The organism is Staphylococcus sp. SUC_1.2 (genome assembly GCF_026222585.1).
The window spans coordinates 1-13,235 of the sequence record NZ_JANJPM010000044.1 but is presented as its reverse complement, the minus strand read 5'-3'; the positions used below and the strand labels follow the sequence as shown (position 1 = coordinate 13,235).

At 32.1% G+C, this 13,235-nt stretch carries 14 protein-coding genes; all 14 read right to left on the bottom strand.

The genetic code is table 11. The features are described 5' to 3' along the window. Positions 1 to 171: 171 nt before the first annotated feature. Entirely contained in the window at positions 172 to 870 is a 699-nt protein-coding gene (locus NR218_RS11630) for a zinc metallopeptidase (protein WP_049394663.1), read from the bottom strand. A 44-nt stretch (positions 871 to 914) separates the two neighbouring features. Further along, positions 915 to 1,514, bottom strand: coding sequence for a DUF1405 domain-containing protein (locus NR218_RS11625; RefSeq protein ID WP_033079941.1), 600 nt, complete (start codon positions 1,512 to 1,514; stop codon positions 915 to 917). Positions 1,515 to 1,536: 22 nt separating this feature from the next. Further along, positions 1,537 to 2,052 (bottom strand): YpiB family protein, encoded by a 516-nt coding sequence (locus NR218_RS11620; RefSeq protein ID WP_080351954.1) that lies wholly within the window; start codon positions 2,050 to 2,052, stop codon positions 1,537 to 1,539. 35 nt (positions 2,053 to 2,087) lie between these two features. Further along, the gene (locus tag NR218_RS11615) at positions 2,088 to 3,332 is read right to left on the bottom strand and encodes a tetratricopeptide repeat protein (protein WP_011275744.1); all 1,245 of its coding nucleotides are present in this window, start codon (positions 3,330 to 3,332) and stop codon (positions 2,088 to 2,090) included. Positions 3,333 to 3,338: 6 nt separating this feature from the next. After that, positions 3,339 to 4,637, bottom strand: a complete 1,299-nt coding sequence (gene aroA / locus NR218_RS11610; protein ID WP_011275743.1) for a 3-phosphoshikimate 1-carboxyvinyltransferase — start codon at positions 4,635 to 4,637, stop codon at positions 3,339 to 3,341. Positions 4,638 to 4,649: 12 nt separating this feature from the next. Next, positions 4,650 to 5,714 (bottom strand): 3-dehydroquinate synthase, encoded by a 1,065-nt coding sequence (gene aroB / locus NR218_RS11605; RefSeq protein WP_016931254.1) that lies wholly within the window; start codon positions 5,712 to 5,714, stop codon positions 4,650 to 4,652. 32 nt (positions 5,715 to 5,746) lie between these two features. Next, positions 5,747 to 6,913 (bottom strand): chorismate synthase, encoded by a 1,167-nt coding sequence (gene aroC, locus NR218_RS11600; protein WP_016931255.1) that lies wholly within the window; start codon positions 6,911 to 6,913, stop codon positions 5,747 to 5,749. A 312-nt stretch (positions 6,914 to 7,225) separates the two neighbouring features. Beyond that, positions 7,226 to 7,675, bottom strand: coding sequence for a nucleoside-diphosphate kinase (gene ndk, locus NR218_RS11595; RefSeq protein WP_016931256.1), 450 nt, complete (start codon positions 7,673 to 7,675; stop codon positions 7,226 to 7,228). A 147-nt stretch (positions 7,676 to 7,822) separates the two neighbouring features. Next, positions 7,823 to 8,779 (bottom strand): polyprenyl synthetase family protein, encoded by a 957-nt coding sequence (locus tag NR218_RS11590; RefSeq protein ID WP_011275739.1) that lies wholly within the window; start codon positions 8,777 to 8,779, stop codon positions 7,823 to 7,825. A gap of 12 nt (positions 8,780 to 8,791) precedes the next feature. Continuing rightward, on the bottom strand, positions 8,792 to 9,511 hold the full coding sequence (locus NR218_RS11585; RefSeq protein ID WP_011275738.1) for a demethylmenaquinone methyltransferase: 720 nt from the start codon (positions 9,509 to 9,511) through the stop codon (positions 8,792 to 8,794). Next, a complete protein-coding gene (locus NR218_RS11580; RefSeq protein WP_037558735.1) occupies positions 9,504 to 10,091 on the bottom strand; it encodes a heptaprenyl diphosphate synthase component 1 in 588 nt (195 codons plus the stop codon). Before NR218_RS11580 ends, NR218_RS11585 begins: the two co-directional genes overlap by 8 nt. Positions 10,092 to 10,301: 210 nt before the next feature. After that, complete coding sequence (locus NR218_RS11575) at positions 10,302 to 10,574, bottom strand: HU family DNA-binding protein (RefSeq protein ID WP_011275733.1); 273 nt, start codon at positions 10,572 to 10,574, stop codon at positions 10,302 to 10,304. Positions 10,575 to 10,742: 168 nt separating this feature from the next. Next, on the bottom strand, positions 10,743 to 11,741 hold the full coding sequence (locus tag NR218_RS11570; RefSeq protein ID WP_016931258.1) for an NAD(P)H-dependent glycerol-3-phosphate dehydrogenase: 999 nt from the start codon (positions 11,739 to 11,741) through the stop codon (positions 10,743 to 10,745). A 15-nt stretch (positions 11,742 to 11,756) separates the two neighbouring features. Beyond that, positions 11,757 to 13,067 (bottom strand): ribosome biogenesis GTPase Der, encoded by a 1,311-nt coding sequence (gene der / locus NR218_RS11565; protein ID WP_016931259.1) that lies wholly within the window; start codon positions 13,065 to 13,067, stop codon positions 11,757 to 11,759. Between the last annotated feature and the right edge of the window lie 168 nt (positions 13,068 to 13,235).

Genomic DNA, 13,235 nt, shown 5'->3' with positions numbered 1-13,235 from the left:
AAATAAAAAAGGAGCAGAACAGAATTCATCTTGAATTCATTGTTCTACTCTCTTATAAGGATATCTAAAGTTAAAAATTTTGGTACTTGAAAATTCATAGTTTTAAATAACTACTAAAAATTTAAAGTAGTTTTTAAAGCATTGATTTTTATACCTATAAACCTAACTTCATTAATTATCACTTGCTCTAGCGATTAGTATAATTCTTACTAGTTCTGCAACAGCTGTCGCAGTAGCAGCAACATAAGTCATTGCAGCGGCTGAAAGAACCTTTTTAGCATGTTTATATTCTTTTTCATTTACAATGTTTAATGCAGTTATTTGTTTCATTGCTCTTGAACTTGCGTCAAATTCAACAGGTAAAGTTACGATTGAGAATAAAACTGCAAGTGACATTAGGCCAGCACCAATCCATAAGGCTGTTGAGCCAAACGCACTACCCATAGCTGTTAAGATGATACCTAACATGATAATCATGTAACTTAATGAACTACCTAAATTAGCTAGTGGTACTAATGCACTTCTAAATCTTAAAAATGCATACCCTTGTTGATGTTGAATCGCATGTCCAACTTCGTGTGCAGCAATAGCTGTACCAGCTACTGAAGGTCTATCGAAGTTTGCAGGAGATAAACAAACAACTTTCTTTTTAGGATCGTAGTGGTCTGTTAAGAAACCATCACCCTTTACTACATCTACATCATAAATACCATTTGCATGAAGTATTTCTTCTGCTACCTCGCGACCCGTTTTACCACTTGTTGATCTTACTTGCGCATATTTTTCATAGTTAGATTTTACTTTGTGTTGTGCCCACATAGGAATGAGCATAATAATGACGATATATATTATATAAGACATTATAGACAATAATTCCACTCTCCTTTAATCATATTCTACTGACTATCCTGTATTTAATCAAATAATTTAACCGATAAGATTTTTTGTAAATTATAATATAAACTTAGTGCAAAAACACTTAGCCAGAAAGCAATATAGCCTACTATCTCTTTGTGCTGTTCAATAAAATCATAGTAAGGATACTTATTTAAAACATAATCCATATAGTCATTGTTAAATACCCATATCATTGCCACTAATAGACCACTAATCCTAATTTTTAAACGAGGATAGAAATAAATGGCTTCAATCGCCATAATACCATGACTCATAATCAAAAAAACATTCATTATGGTAATGTTATGATCAAGATTAATCATGAGAATATTCATTATTACTGCCCAAAGTCCATATTTAAGTAAGGTTACGAATGCAAGCGCCTCTACAAATGGGATATGCTTATTAAAAATGAGACAAATAATAACAATACACAAAAAAAGTGAAGCGATTGGGCTATCTGGTATAAATGGCAAGAAATACCAAGGTGTTTTAGCTAATTGATCACCATACCAAATAAATCCATATAAGGTACCGAGTATGTTGCAAATAAGTAAAAAGATTAAGCAAGAGTGTCGATATAAGGTTAACTCCCACATCTGTTTTAATGTAAGCATGTGATTAAATTCCTTTGTGACTTTATCGGTTTTCAAGGACTTCTAAAATCTGTGTTAATTGGTAAAATAGTTCTCGATCATTAAGTTGTAAGCTTAAATCTATATTATGTCGTAAGTGCTCTACTAGAGAATGCACTCTTGTAGAATCGAGAGATAAATTATAAATTGTGTTTAGATAAGCCATGTACTGAGGAGAGTACATTAATTGATGAATAATTAAATCATTGAATCTAAAATCTATTGTGTGTTGGTCTGAAAAATGAATAAGAATATCGAAGTCGTTTTGGTGAGTTGTTACGTATTCGAATATCTCATTTGTATTGATAAGTAAGTGGTTATTTTTAACTAATCTAATTGCTGGTGCATCTGTATTTGTTAAAGCAAGTTCTAACGTTTTATGGTTAAATATTCTTTGATTTACAAAATGTACATGTTCAAGTAACTCGGTATGAGATTTAATATAATTTAAAATCCAGACGCTAATTCGTGATTTAAAATGATAATGAAACAAAGCATATTCAATATAACTTTGTTTCATTTGTGTAAGTGTTTGAGTCAAATGAATCACCTACATTAATAATCAAGACGATTGGCTTCTTCTTGCCATGTCTCATTACTAGGATCCATTTCTATTAATTGTTGTAATATTGTTTTCGCTTTTTCTTTATAACCGATTTCGATTAAATAATAGTAATAGTCACTTAAGAAAGCGCTTTGAGTTTTCATTGTAGGATAAGCTAGTTCAAAGAAATGTTGTGCTTCTTTATCACGTTCTTCTTGGCCAAATGCATGGGCTAAGTGCCACATGAATACGGGGTCCAAATCATCTTCATCCACATATGATAGCAATGCGATGATTGCTTCATAATCTTCTTCATTTCGGAACAAATCACTCAAAATTAATAAAGGTTCATGATAAGCATTGTCCACTTCAAGTGCTTGTTTTAGTAATTCAACACCTTCATTTGCATCACCATGTTCAATTTCTAAACTTCCTGTTGAAACCATCAATTCTTTATAAAATTGATTTAAACGTAACCCCTCTTTGCCTGTTTCAATGGCATCAGGATAATTTTTTTCATTTTCATAAAGTGATTGTAAATAGAAATATCCTTGAATAAAATCGGGATCTTTTGATAGAAGGTTTTTTGTAATTTTAATGGCTTCATGAGTGATATCATTTTTTTCATACGCGATTGCTTTTTTGAAGAAATCTTCAGAAGTCATTTCATCTTCATTAATTTCATCATATAGATTAATCGCATCACTATAGTTACCACTTTGTAATGCACAATCTGCCATACGAGCAAATAAATTAATACCATTCACTTCGTATTCACCCGTATCTAATACGACTTCATATTCACGTGTGGCACGCAAGTACTGACCATCAAAATATAGCATCTCAGCTAATGCGAAATGGATGATTGGATCATTTGGCTCTAATTCCCTAGCTTCAATCAACTTATCAATGGCAACTTCTGTCATATTAATTTGCTGATATAAATCAGCCTCTAACATTAATTTTTCTGTTGATATTGCTACTTGACTTAAATATTCTAATGCTTCATCAGTTTGATTCTCTGACATTAGACCTTCAATAAAATATATAAGTAATTCACTTTCATCTGGATATTTATGATATAAAGTTCTAAATACCTCTAGACCTTGAGGTGTTAAACCAAAATTATATAGGGTTTCACCAAGAATAAATAATGCATCGTCATTATTAGAAGTTAAAGCATCATTTACACGAGAATCTAAATTATCTAATTTTTGAAGATTGATATCGTCTATTAATTTATAGATATCTTCCATACTGTTTTATCCCTCATTTTCTAAAAGCATTAATTTAGGAAGGAAACCTGGGAACGATACATTTACTGCATCAAACTGACGGATATTCAGTGGTTTATCACTTAATAATGATGCAATAGCTAACATCATCCCTATTCGGTGATCTGTTAAACTATCTACGGTTGCCGATTTTTTAAATTCTGAAGGATGAATAATAAGTCCGTCATCAGTGGGTTGCAATTCAAACCCCAATAAACCGAGCATATCTGCAGTCGTATCAATTCGATTAGTTTCTTTCACTTTTAATTCTTCTGCATCTTTAATAATACTAGTACCACTTGCTTGTGTACACAATAGTGCAATAATTGGTAACTCGTCAATAGCTTTTGGAACTATGTCACCTTCAATAAGAACAGGTTTTAAGTTTGGTGTGTATTTAACACGGATTGATGCAGTAGGTTCTGATGTATCTGTGATATTTAAACATTCAATATTTCCTTCCATTTGTTTAACGATATCTATAATACCTGAACGAGTCGGATTGATGCCAACATTATGGATTGTAATATCACTACCAGGAGTAATAAGTGCCGCCACTATAAAGAATGCTGCTGAAGAGATATCACCAGGCACATAAAAATCTTTAGCTTTTATATGTTCGATAGCATTTGGTTGAGTAGTAATTTCTTTACCAGAAATGCTAATCGGAATATTAAACTGTTCAAACATTGTTTCAGTATGATTTCGACTTACATCTAACTCAGTAATTTTAGAACTGTCATTAGAAAATAGACTTGCAAACAATAATGCACTTTTGACTTGTGCACTGGCTACTTCCATTTTATAGGTAATACCATTAATTGAAGCGGGTTTTATAATTAATGGTGTAAAATTATCATCGATGCCTGTAATATTAGCCCCCATTAATCTGAGTGGCTTCATTACTCTATCCATAGGTCGCTTACCTATTGAAGCATCACCGGACAAAACGCAATTTAGATTGAGCCCACTTAGTAAACCAGCTAATAATCGTGTTGTAGTACCAGAATTTCCAGTATATAGTGTTTGATGTGGTGTTTTAAATTTATTATAACCAGGTGAATCAACTATAATCTTTTCTTCAGCAAGCTCTATGTTAACACCTAATAATTTAAATATTTCTATTGTGCGTAAACAATCTTCTCCCAAAAGAGGCTTATATATAGTCGATTGACCAGTTGCTAAAGACGCCAACATAATCGCTCGATGGGTCATTGACTTGTCTCCGGGCACTTCAATTTCTCCAATTAAAGGCCCCTTTATATCTATCATTTGCTCATTTGACATACTGTAATCCACCTACTTTAATACTAGTTGTAAATCGTTAAATGCTTTTATTAATATAGTTTTTTCAACGTGACATACTCGTGGTTTTCCAAGTTCTTCAAGTAATACCATTTGAATACCTTCACCATTATTTTTCTTGTCAGTTAACATATAGTGATACATATCATTAAAGTTTAATTGCTGAACAATTTGAACTGGATAATGAAGTTTCTTTAAATAGTTAGCATAATACGAGATGTCGAATTGTGTATCGAGTAAAATATTAGCCACTATAAATTGGTAAATGATTCCAATCATAACAGCATGACCATGTGGTATTTTAGTCTTGTACTCAACGGCATGACCGAAAGTATGTCCTAAATTTAAATACTTTCGCATATTGTGCTCTTTTTCATCTTTAATGATGACGTTTAGTTTAGCTTTAATTCCTTTGAAGATAAACTGATCTATATCATTCAAAGATTGTAGTTTTTCTTTTGTGGAGAAGTGTTTTTCAATGTCATCTACTGCAACTTGACCTGTTAATAGTGCATGTTTATAAACTTCAGCATACCCACTTAGTATTTCGTCATAAGGCAATGTTGCTAAGAAATTTAAATCGTATATCACAGCTTTTGGTCTATAAAATGCGCCAATTAAATTTTTACCGTGAATGGAATTAATCCCTACTTTACCTCCCACGCTAGAGTCATGGGCAAGTATTGTTGTAGGTACTTGTATGAAATCAACACCTCTTAATAAAGATGAAGCAAGAAATCCAGTGAAATCTCCAGTAGCACCGCCACCTATCGCAACTAAACAAGTATTACGTGTTAAATTGTATTCAAGAAGGTGCTCTAGCGTTTGTTGATAATGTTCAAACGACTTCATCTTCTCACCAGCTGGAACTATTATCTTATATATGTGTGTTGATTCAAGTAATGGCATAAACTTAGTTTTAAAGTTAAAATCGACGTATTCATCAATGATAAGAAACACTTTATCATAGTCTTGTATATATTCAGATAACTCCTCGAAAGCATTATGTTCAACTATAATTGGATAATTATTATTTGGATAGGTTGTTTGTAATTGCATATGAAATACCTCGTTCCTTACCTAATATTTTACTAGAATTCAATATTAAGGCGTCTTCGTTCATCAATTTGGGCTTTTAGCTGATCGATATGATTGGATTGAAACTCTTCTGTAATGGCTTTAGCAACTTCAAAAGCAACAACATGTTCACAAACAACACTTGCTGCAGGCACTGCACAACTGTCAGAACGTTCAATCGTGGCTTTAAAGTCTTCTTTAGTATTAATATCAACGGAATTAAGTGGTTTATATAAAGTAGGAATTGGCTTCATAACACCATTAACAATAATCGGCATACCATTTGTCATTCCACCTTCAAAGCCACCTAAATGATTGGAGCCTCTATAGAATCCAATTTCATTATCATATAAAATTTCGTCTTGAATTTCGCTACCTGGTTTTTCAGCAGCTTTAAATCCTTCACCGAAGCTTACTCCTTTAAATGCGTTAATACTTACAACACCTTGTGCTATACGACCATCTAATTTACGATCATATTGCACATAACTACCGACTGCAACAGGCATATTTTCAACCATAACTTGAACAACACCACCAATGGAATCGCCATCTTTTTTAGCAGCATCAATTTTATCTCTCATTTTTTGAGCGATCGTTTCATCAATTACACGTACGTCATTCTTATCAATATTTTGTTTGAATGTTTCAGTATCATATAAACCTTCATCTTTAATACCACCAATTTCAACAACACGACTATACATGTGAATGTCTAATTGTTCTAGAAGAATTTTAGATACTGCACCTACTGCAACACGTGCTGCTGTCTCTCGAGCCGATGAACGTTCTAAAACATTTCTTAAATCTCTATGATTATATTTCATACCACCGATTAAATCTGCGTGTCCAGGACGGGGTTTTGTAATCGTACGTTTCATATTATCTCTTTCTTCATCAGAAATAGGCTCAATTCCCATAATATTTCTCCAATGTGTGAAATCATCATTTGTGACAACAATCGTAATTGGACTACCAAGTGTATATCCATTTCTGACTCCTGATACAATCTCTACTGCATCTTTTTCAATTTGCATACGACGTCCTCTACCGTAGCCACCTTGACGTTTAAACATTTCTTTATTAATATCTTCCGCTTTAATTTCTAAATTAGCAGGTACACCTTCAATAATTACTGTTAATTGAGGACCATGTGATTCTCCAGATGTTAAATATCTCATGAGAATACGCTCCTTTCCCTTTACTACGTTAAATTGTGATATGTGTTATCATATCACATTCAACCTTATAACATAACTAGTGTGTTACAGTTATTTTTTAATTTATTAGAATATTTTAATAATTATCAAACGATAGATTAGTGATTTAATATTCAAATTAAAAAAAGAAGGTAGGACAGAATTCATTTTGAATTCATTGTCCTACCTTTAAAATGTTGACTAAAAAGATATATGCTTGATTTAAGAGATTACTTATTTCAATCAACTAAAGCCAATTTGAATTGTAAACTCTTAATAAAATATTTCAATTTACTATTCGTATAACCAAGTATCTCTAGGTGCTTCGTAGCTACTTAATTCCTCTTCTTTGAACCATAAATTAATCTCTCTTTGTGCTGATTCAACTGAATCAGAACCATGAATTACGTTTCTTCCTACTGTTAAACCTAAATCTCCTCTTATAGAACCTGGCGTAGCTTCAGAAGGATTTGTTTTACCTATAATATGTCTTGATACATCTACAGCGTCTTCACCTTCGACAACCATTGCAAAAACAGGTGCTGAAGTAATAAATGAAATTAATTTACCATAGAATGGCTTGTCAGTATGTTCGGAATAGTGTTCTTCAGCTAGAGCTTGAGGAACTGTCATTAATTTAGCACCGACAAGTTTTAACCCTTTTCTTTCAATACGTGAAATAATTTCTCCCACTAAATTACGTTGTACTGCATCTGGTTTAATCATTAAGAAAGTTCTTTCCATCGTAATTGATCCCCCTGTGAATTAAGTCTGATTAATATAAGACTTAAAATATAAATGTTTATTTATGTATAGTAATTTTGTGTAACAAACAACCTGCTACTATTTAATAGTAACAGGTTGTTAAAGCGCTTTCAATATTTTTTCATTCTAAACACTACGTGATCCCATTTTCTTTATTAATTTAATAAAAAGACTTTGAGCATTGGGTTCATCAAGTTCATCAATTAACTTAAGTGCCTTAGCTAAATATTTATCACTAATTGCTTTTGATTCTTTAATACTATAAGAATTTCTAATCTGTTCAATTAGAGGTTTAAACTCTTGAGATTCAGATTGATGATTTAGTGCAGCAATTTTTTTCTTAAATGACGTATCTTTTTTCATTTCAAGTAATACTGGTAACGTTATATGTCCATTCATTAAATCGCTACCAACTGGTTTGCCAAGTTTCTTTTCAGTGCTAGTGAAATCCAAAATATCATCTACTATTTGGAAACTCATACCAATATAATGACCTATCATTTTAAGTTTTCGAATAGTTTCATCATTAGCTTCTGAAGTAATTGCTCCTACTTCAGTTGCTAGCTGAATTAATAAAGCTGTTTTTCTATTGATACGTCTCAGATAGTTAGTAATACTTTGTTCGCTATTAAATTGATCTTGAAATTGGAATAACTCACCAAGTCCAACATTTACAATTGAATTTGAAATTATATGATGAATTCGATTGTCACGAATTTCAGATAAATGTTCCAGTCCTAATGCTAGTAGAAAGTTTCCAGTTAGTATTGCAGTAGTAACATCCCATTTTTTTACTATGGTTAATCGTCCACGTCGTTTGTCACTCTTATCTATGACATCATCATGAACGAGCGTTGCCATATGAATTAACTCTAATGCAACTGCAACGCGATACGTGTCTTCTGTTTTCTTTTGTGGACCGAATTGACTACTTAATATAACAAATGCAGGTCTAACTCTTTTACCTCCTGAAGAAAGCAAATGTGATGAGGCTTCACGTAATATCGGATCATTGCTTTCGATAGCTTTTTGAAGGCGTTTTTCTACATTTTTTATCTCGCTATTCATGTTTAACTTTGCCACGTTAATCACCTTTTATTTAGTCGAACTTTTTTGTTTATAGCCTAGATGCATTGCAGCAACGCCACCTGTAAAGCTACGAATTTTAATTTTATTAAAGCCAGCTTGTTCAAATAATTGTTTTAACTTATCCTTGTCTGGAAAATCGAACGTAGATTGTTGTAACCATTCATATTCTTCTTTTGATTTGGCAAATAATTTACCAAATACTGGCATTACAAATTTAAAGTACAATTTATAAACTTGTTTAAACACAGGCATTGTTGGTTGACTTGTTTCCAGACAAACAATCATTCCACCTGGCTTTAAGACTCTGTTCATTTCTTTTAATGCAACTAAATAATCAGGTACGTTACGTAGACCGAAACCAATAGTTACATAATCAAATGAATTATCTTCAAACGGTAAATTCATTGCATCGCCATGTACTAAATGAATATTGTTCATGTGTTTAGTTTTTTCTTTACCAACTTCTAACATGTTTTCACTAAAGTCTAAACCCGTCACCTCACCATGTGCACCAACTGCTTTACTTAAGGCTATTGTCCAATCAGCGGTACCACAACAAACATCAAGTGCTTTACTACCAACTTTAACGTGCATATCTTTCATTACATGTTTACGCCATACTTTGTGTTGTTCGAAACTAATTATGTTATTTAAACGATCATATTTACTTGAAATATTTTGAAAGACTGTATGAACTTGTTCTTTTTTTGCATTATTTTCAGTCATTAATATTACCTCTACTTTTCTCTATATAACTTTGATTGATATCTTTTAAAAACTGATGTACATCAGCGGCTTGATACATTTTAAGGTAAGGTGGATAGTAATCATCAACCTCAGGAATTAATTTTTGATACAAATTTAAAGGAGTTACTTGTTCTTTACTGAAATGAGACAAAGTTATATATGGGAAGATTGTTTCTATTTCAATAATTGCATCATAGATATCTTCAGTTTCTATTACTTGATGATGTAATGATGATTTTAATTCATTAGATTTAACGATTGCTTTACTCATTGCTAATTGAAAAGTTGAATCATTTATTTCAGCTAACAACGTATAAAAATGAGCACTTAGCAAATCACCAATCAAAATAGATTTCTTTGACTTTTGATTTTGAGTAATTTCATCAAGATGTTTCATTGAAGTATCGATAGTGAGGCAAGCAAGTTTAGCATTCTCAGGAATATCATAACAATCTAATAATCCACCCAATCTAGAGTTTATGTTAATAGCTTCATAGTCATGAATTCCCGTAAGCTTATGATTAATTTGTCTATTTAATTTGCTTATAGTTCTTTCCATGTTCACACCTCACGTTATTATCACTATACATCTTAACATTATATGAATAAAAATAAAATATAGCGACTTAACGTTACAATTACTTTATTTATTGAATTGAAAAGCTATTAAGGAATAACAACTTATATAATATAGTAATAAATTATATGCATTAATTCTCTATAATGATTTATGTATAAAAAAAAGCCCTTTATAGGGCTTTTAAGTAAATTATTTAACAGCATCTTTTAATGCTTTACCAGCTTTAAATGCTGGAACTTTACTTGCAGGAATTTCAATTTCTTTACCTGTTTGAGGGTTACGTCCTTTACGTGCAGCACGTTCACGAACCTCAAAGTTTCCGAAACCAATTAATTGAACTTTTTCACCTTTAGAAAGTGATTGTTGGATTGATTCGAAAACAGCATCTACAGCTGAACCAGCTTCTTTTTTAGTTAAATCAGCTTGTTCTGCAACTGCATTAATTAAATCAGTTTTATTCATTACGAGTTCACCTCCAGATGAATGATAATGATATCTTTATATCATTATGCTATGACTTTAACACAACAATTAATGTTACCGCAATAATTTATGCACTTAAAACACTGAAATATCAGTATTTTATGTACAAATCTGCGAAAAATTTTTGATAATGAGTAATATTACACTTTATTCAGATTTTTTATCTCTTCCCATTAAATCTTTAACACTGTCTTTAACCGGATTATCTTCGAATAAAACCTTGTAAAGTGCATTAGTTATAGGCATATCAACATTTTGTTGTTTAGCTAAATGGTATACAGAATTAGTAGTATAAATCCCTTCTACTACCATATTCATTTCATTTAAAGCTTCATCCATTGTTTGGCCTTGTCCTAATTTAAATCCTAAAGTGTAATTACGTGAATGCGTTGATGTACAAGTAACAATTAGATCTCCAATACCACCAAGACCTAAAAATGTCATTGGATCAGCACCTAATTTTTCACCTAATCGGCTTATTTCAGCTAAACCTCGTGTCATTAAAGCAGCTTTAGCATTATCACCATAGCCCATGCCTGCTACAATACCACTTGCAACTGCAATTATATTTTTTAATGCTCCTCCTAGTTCAACACCGACTAAATCATTATTAGTGTATACACGTAAATAATCATTCATAAATAAATCTTGAATCAGTTTACTAACTTTTTCATCTTTTGATGATGCGGCGACTGTAGTTGGTTGTTTAATCACTACTTCTTCTGCGTGACTAGGACCTGATAAAACCCCGATACCACCATTGTGATCTTCTGAAATTGAATCTTCAATCATTTCTGAAACACGTTTGAATGTATCATTTTCTATACCTTTTGCAACATGAATAAAAGTTTTCTTAGAATCAATTAAACTATCAATTTCACTTGTAACTTCACGCATTGCTTTAGTTGGTAGAGCCATTAAATATATATCAGTAAAATTCACGGCTTCTTTAATATCACTAGTTGCTTTAATTCTACTATCTAAAACGACATCTTTTAAATAACGTTTATTTTGATGGTGATCATTTAATTCTTTCACACTATCTTCATTTTTTCCCCACATTAAAACAGTATGTCCATTTTCAGCTAATACATTAGCTAATGCAGTACCAAAACTTCCCATACCAAAAACAGTAATTTTAGTCATAGTTTTAACTCCTTCTTAGTTTCTTCTTCTTGGAATGATGTGAATAGGTGTTCCTTCAAAACCAAATGCATGACGGATTTGATTTTCAAGGTAACGTTTGTAAGAAAAATGCATTAGTTCGACATCATTAACGAATACAACAAATGTTGGAGGCTCGTTAGCTACTTGAGTAGTATAGAATACATTTAAACGACGGCCTTTATCTGTTGGAGTAGGATTCATAGATATAGCATCAGTGACAACTTCATTTAAAGTAGAACTTTGAACACGTTTTTTATGGTTTTCGCTTGCTTCATTAATATATGGGAATAGCGTGCGTAAACGAGTGCCTTCCTTAGCAGAAACAAAAGCAATTTGAGCATAATCTAAAAATTGGAATTGATTTCTGACATCATCAGCAAATTTCTTCATTGTGTTACTATCTTTGTCAACTGTGTCCCATTTATTCACTACAATGACAACTGCTTTACCTTCTTCGTGAGCATATCCTGCAACACGTTTATCTTGCTCGATTATACCTTCCTCAGCATCGATTACAATCAAGACTACATTAGATCGCTCAATTGCTTTAAGTGCACGTAGTACTGAATATTTTTCAGTTGATTCGTACACTTTTCCTTTTTTACGCATACCTGCTGTATCTATTAAAACATAATCTTGTCCATCATAACTGTATTCGGTATCTACAGCATCTCTAGTAGTTCCGGCAACATTTGATACAATAACACGATCTTCACCAAGAATTGCATTTACTAAACTAGATTTTCCTACATTAGGGCGACCGATTATTGATAGCCTTATAGTATCTTCATCATATGGATCTTCAGTTTCTTCGTCAAAGTGCTTAACTACCTCATCTAATAGATCCCCTAAACCTAAGCCGTGTGATCCTGATATTGGATATGGATCTCCAAAACCTAATGAGTAAAAGTCAAAAATGTCATTTCTCATCTCAGGGTTATCTACTTTATTAACAGCCAATACAACAGGCTTTTTAGATTTATATAGCATCTGTGCAACCATTTCATCACTTTGGGTTAAACCTTCTCGAACATTAACCATAAAGATAATGACATCTGCTTCATCAATTGCGATTTCAGCTTGTGCTCTTATTTGGGTTTGAAATGGAGCATCTCCTATTTCTATTCCACCAGTATCAATAATATTAAATTCATGTGTTAACCATTCGCCTGATGAATAAATTCTATCACGTGTAACACCAGGTGTGTCTTCGACAATTGAAACACGTTCACCTACTACTCTATTAAATATTGTAGATTTCCCTACATTAGGCCTACCTACAATAGCTACAATAGGTTTCGTCATAAGCTAACTTCCTCTCTTTCTAAAATCTCTATAATTTTATCATATGACCTACTTATTTCAAACAAAGTATGTAAGTTAAGCAAAAATATGGTTTTTAAAACAATAAATCTCGCTACATTTCATAATTTAATTACCATTATGATCCATTAAATTGTGAGAAAATGAAAA

Coding starts and splice junctions, on each gene's coding strand:
- NR218_RS11585 (WP_011275738.1), bottom strand. CDS start 9,511: ATGACTGAAAATAATGCAAAAAAAGAACAAGTTCATACAGTCTTTCAA.
- ndk (WP_016931256.1), bottom strand. CDS start 7,675: ATGGAAAGAACTTTCTTAATGATTAAACCAGATGCAGTACAACGTAAT.
- aroB (WP_016931254.1), bottom strand. CDS start 5,714: ATGCAATTACAAACAACCTATCCAAATAATAATTATCCAATTATAGTT.
- NR218_RS11580 (WP_037558735.1), bottom strand. CDS start 10,091: ATGGAAAGAACTATAAGCAAATTAAATAGACAAATTAATCATAAGCTT.
- NR218_RS11620 (WP_080351954.1), bottom strand. CDS start 2,052: ATGAAACAAAGTTATATTGAATATGCTTTGTTTCATTATCATTTTAAA.
- NR218_RS11615 (WP_011275744.1), bottom strand. CDS start 3,332: ATGGAAGATATCTATAAATTAATAGACGATATCAATCTTCAAAAATTA.
- aroC (WP_016931255.1), bottom strand. CDS start 6,913: ATGAGATATTTAACATCTGGAGAATCACATGGTCCTCAATTAACAGTA.
- NR218_RS11625 (WP_033079941.1), bottom strand. CDS start 1,514: ATGCTTACATTAAAACAGATGTGGGAGTTAACCTTATATCGACACTCT.
- NR218_RS11570 (WP_016931258.1), bottom strand. CDS start 11,741: ATGACTAAAATTACTGTTTTTGGTATGGGAAGTTTTGGTACTGCATTA.
- NR218_RS11575 (WP_011275733.1), bottom strand. CDS start 10,574: ATGAATAAAACTGATTTAATTAATGCAGTTGCAGAACAAGCTGATTTA.
- der (WP_016931259.1), bottom strand. CDS start 13,067: ATGACGAAACCTATTGTAGCTATTGTAGGTAGGCCTAATGTAGGGAAA.
- aroA (WP_011275743.1), bottom strand. CDS start 4,637: ATGTCAAATGAGCAAATGATAGATATAAAGGGGCCTTTAATTGGAGAA.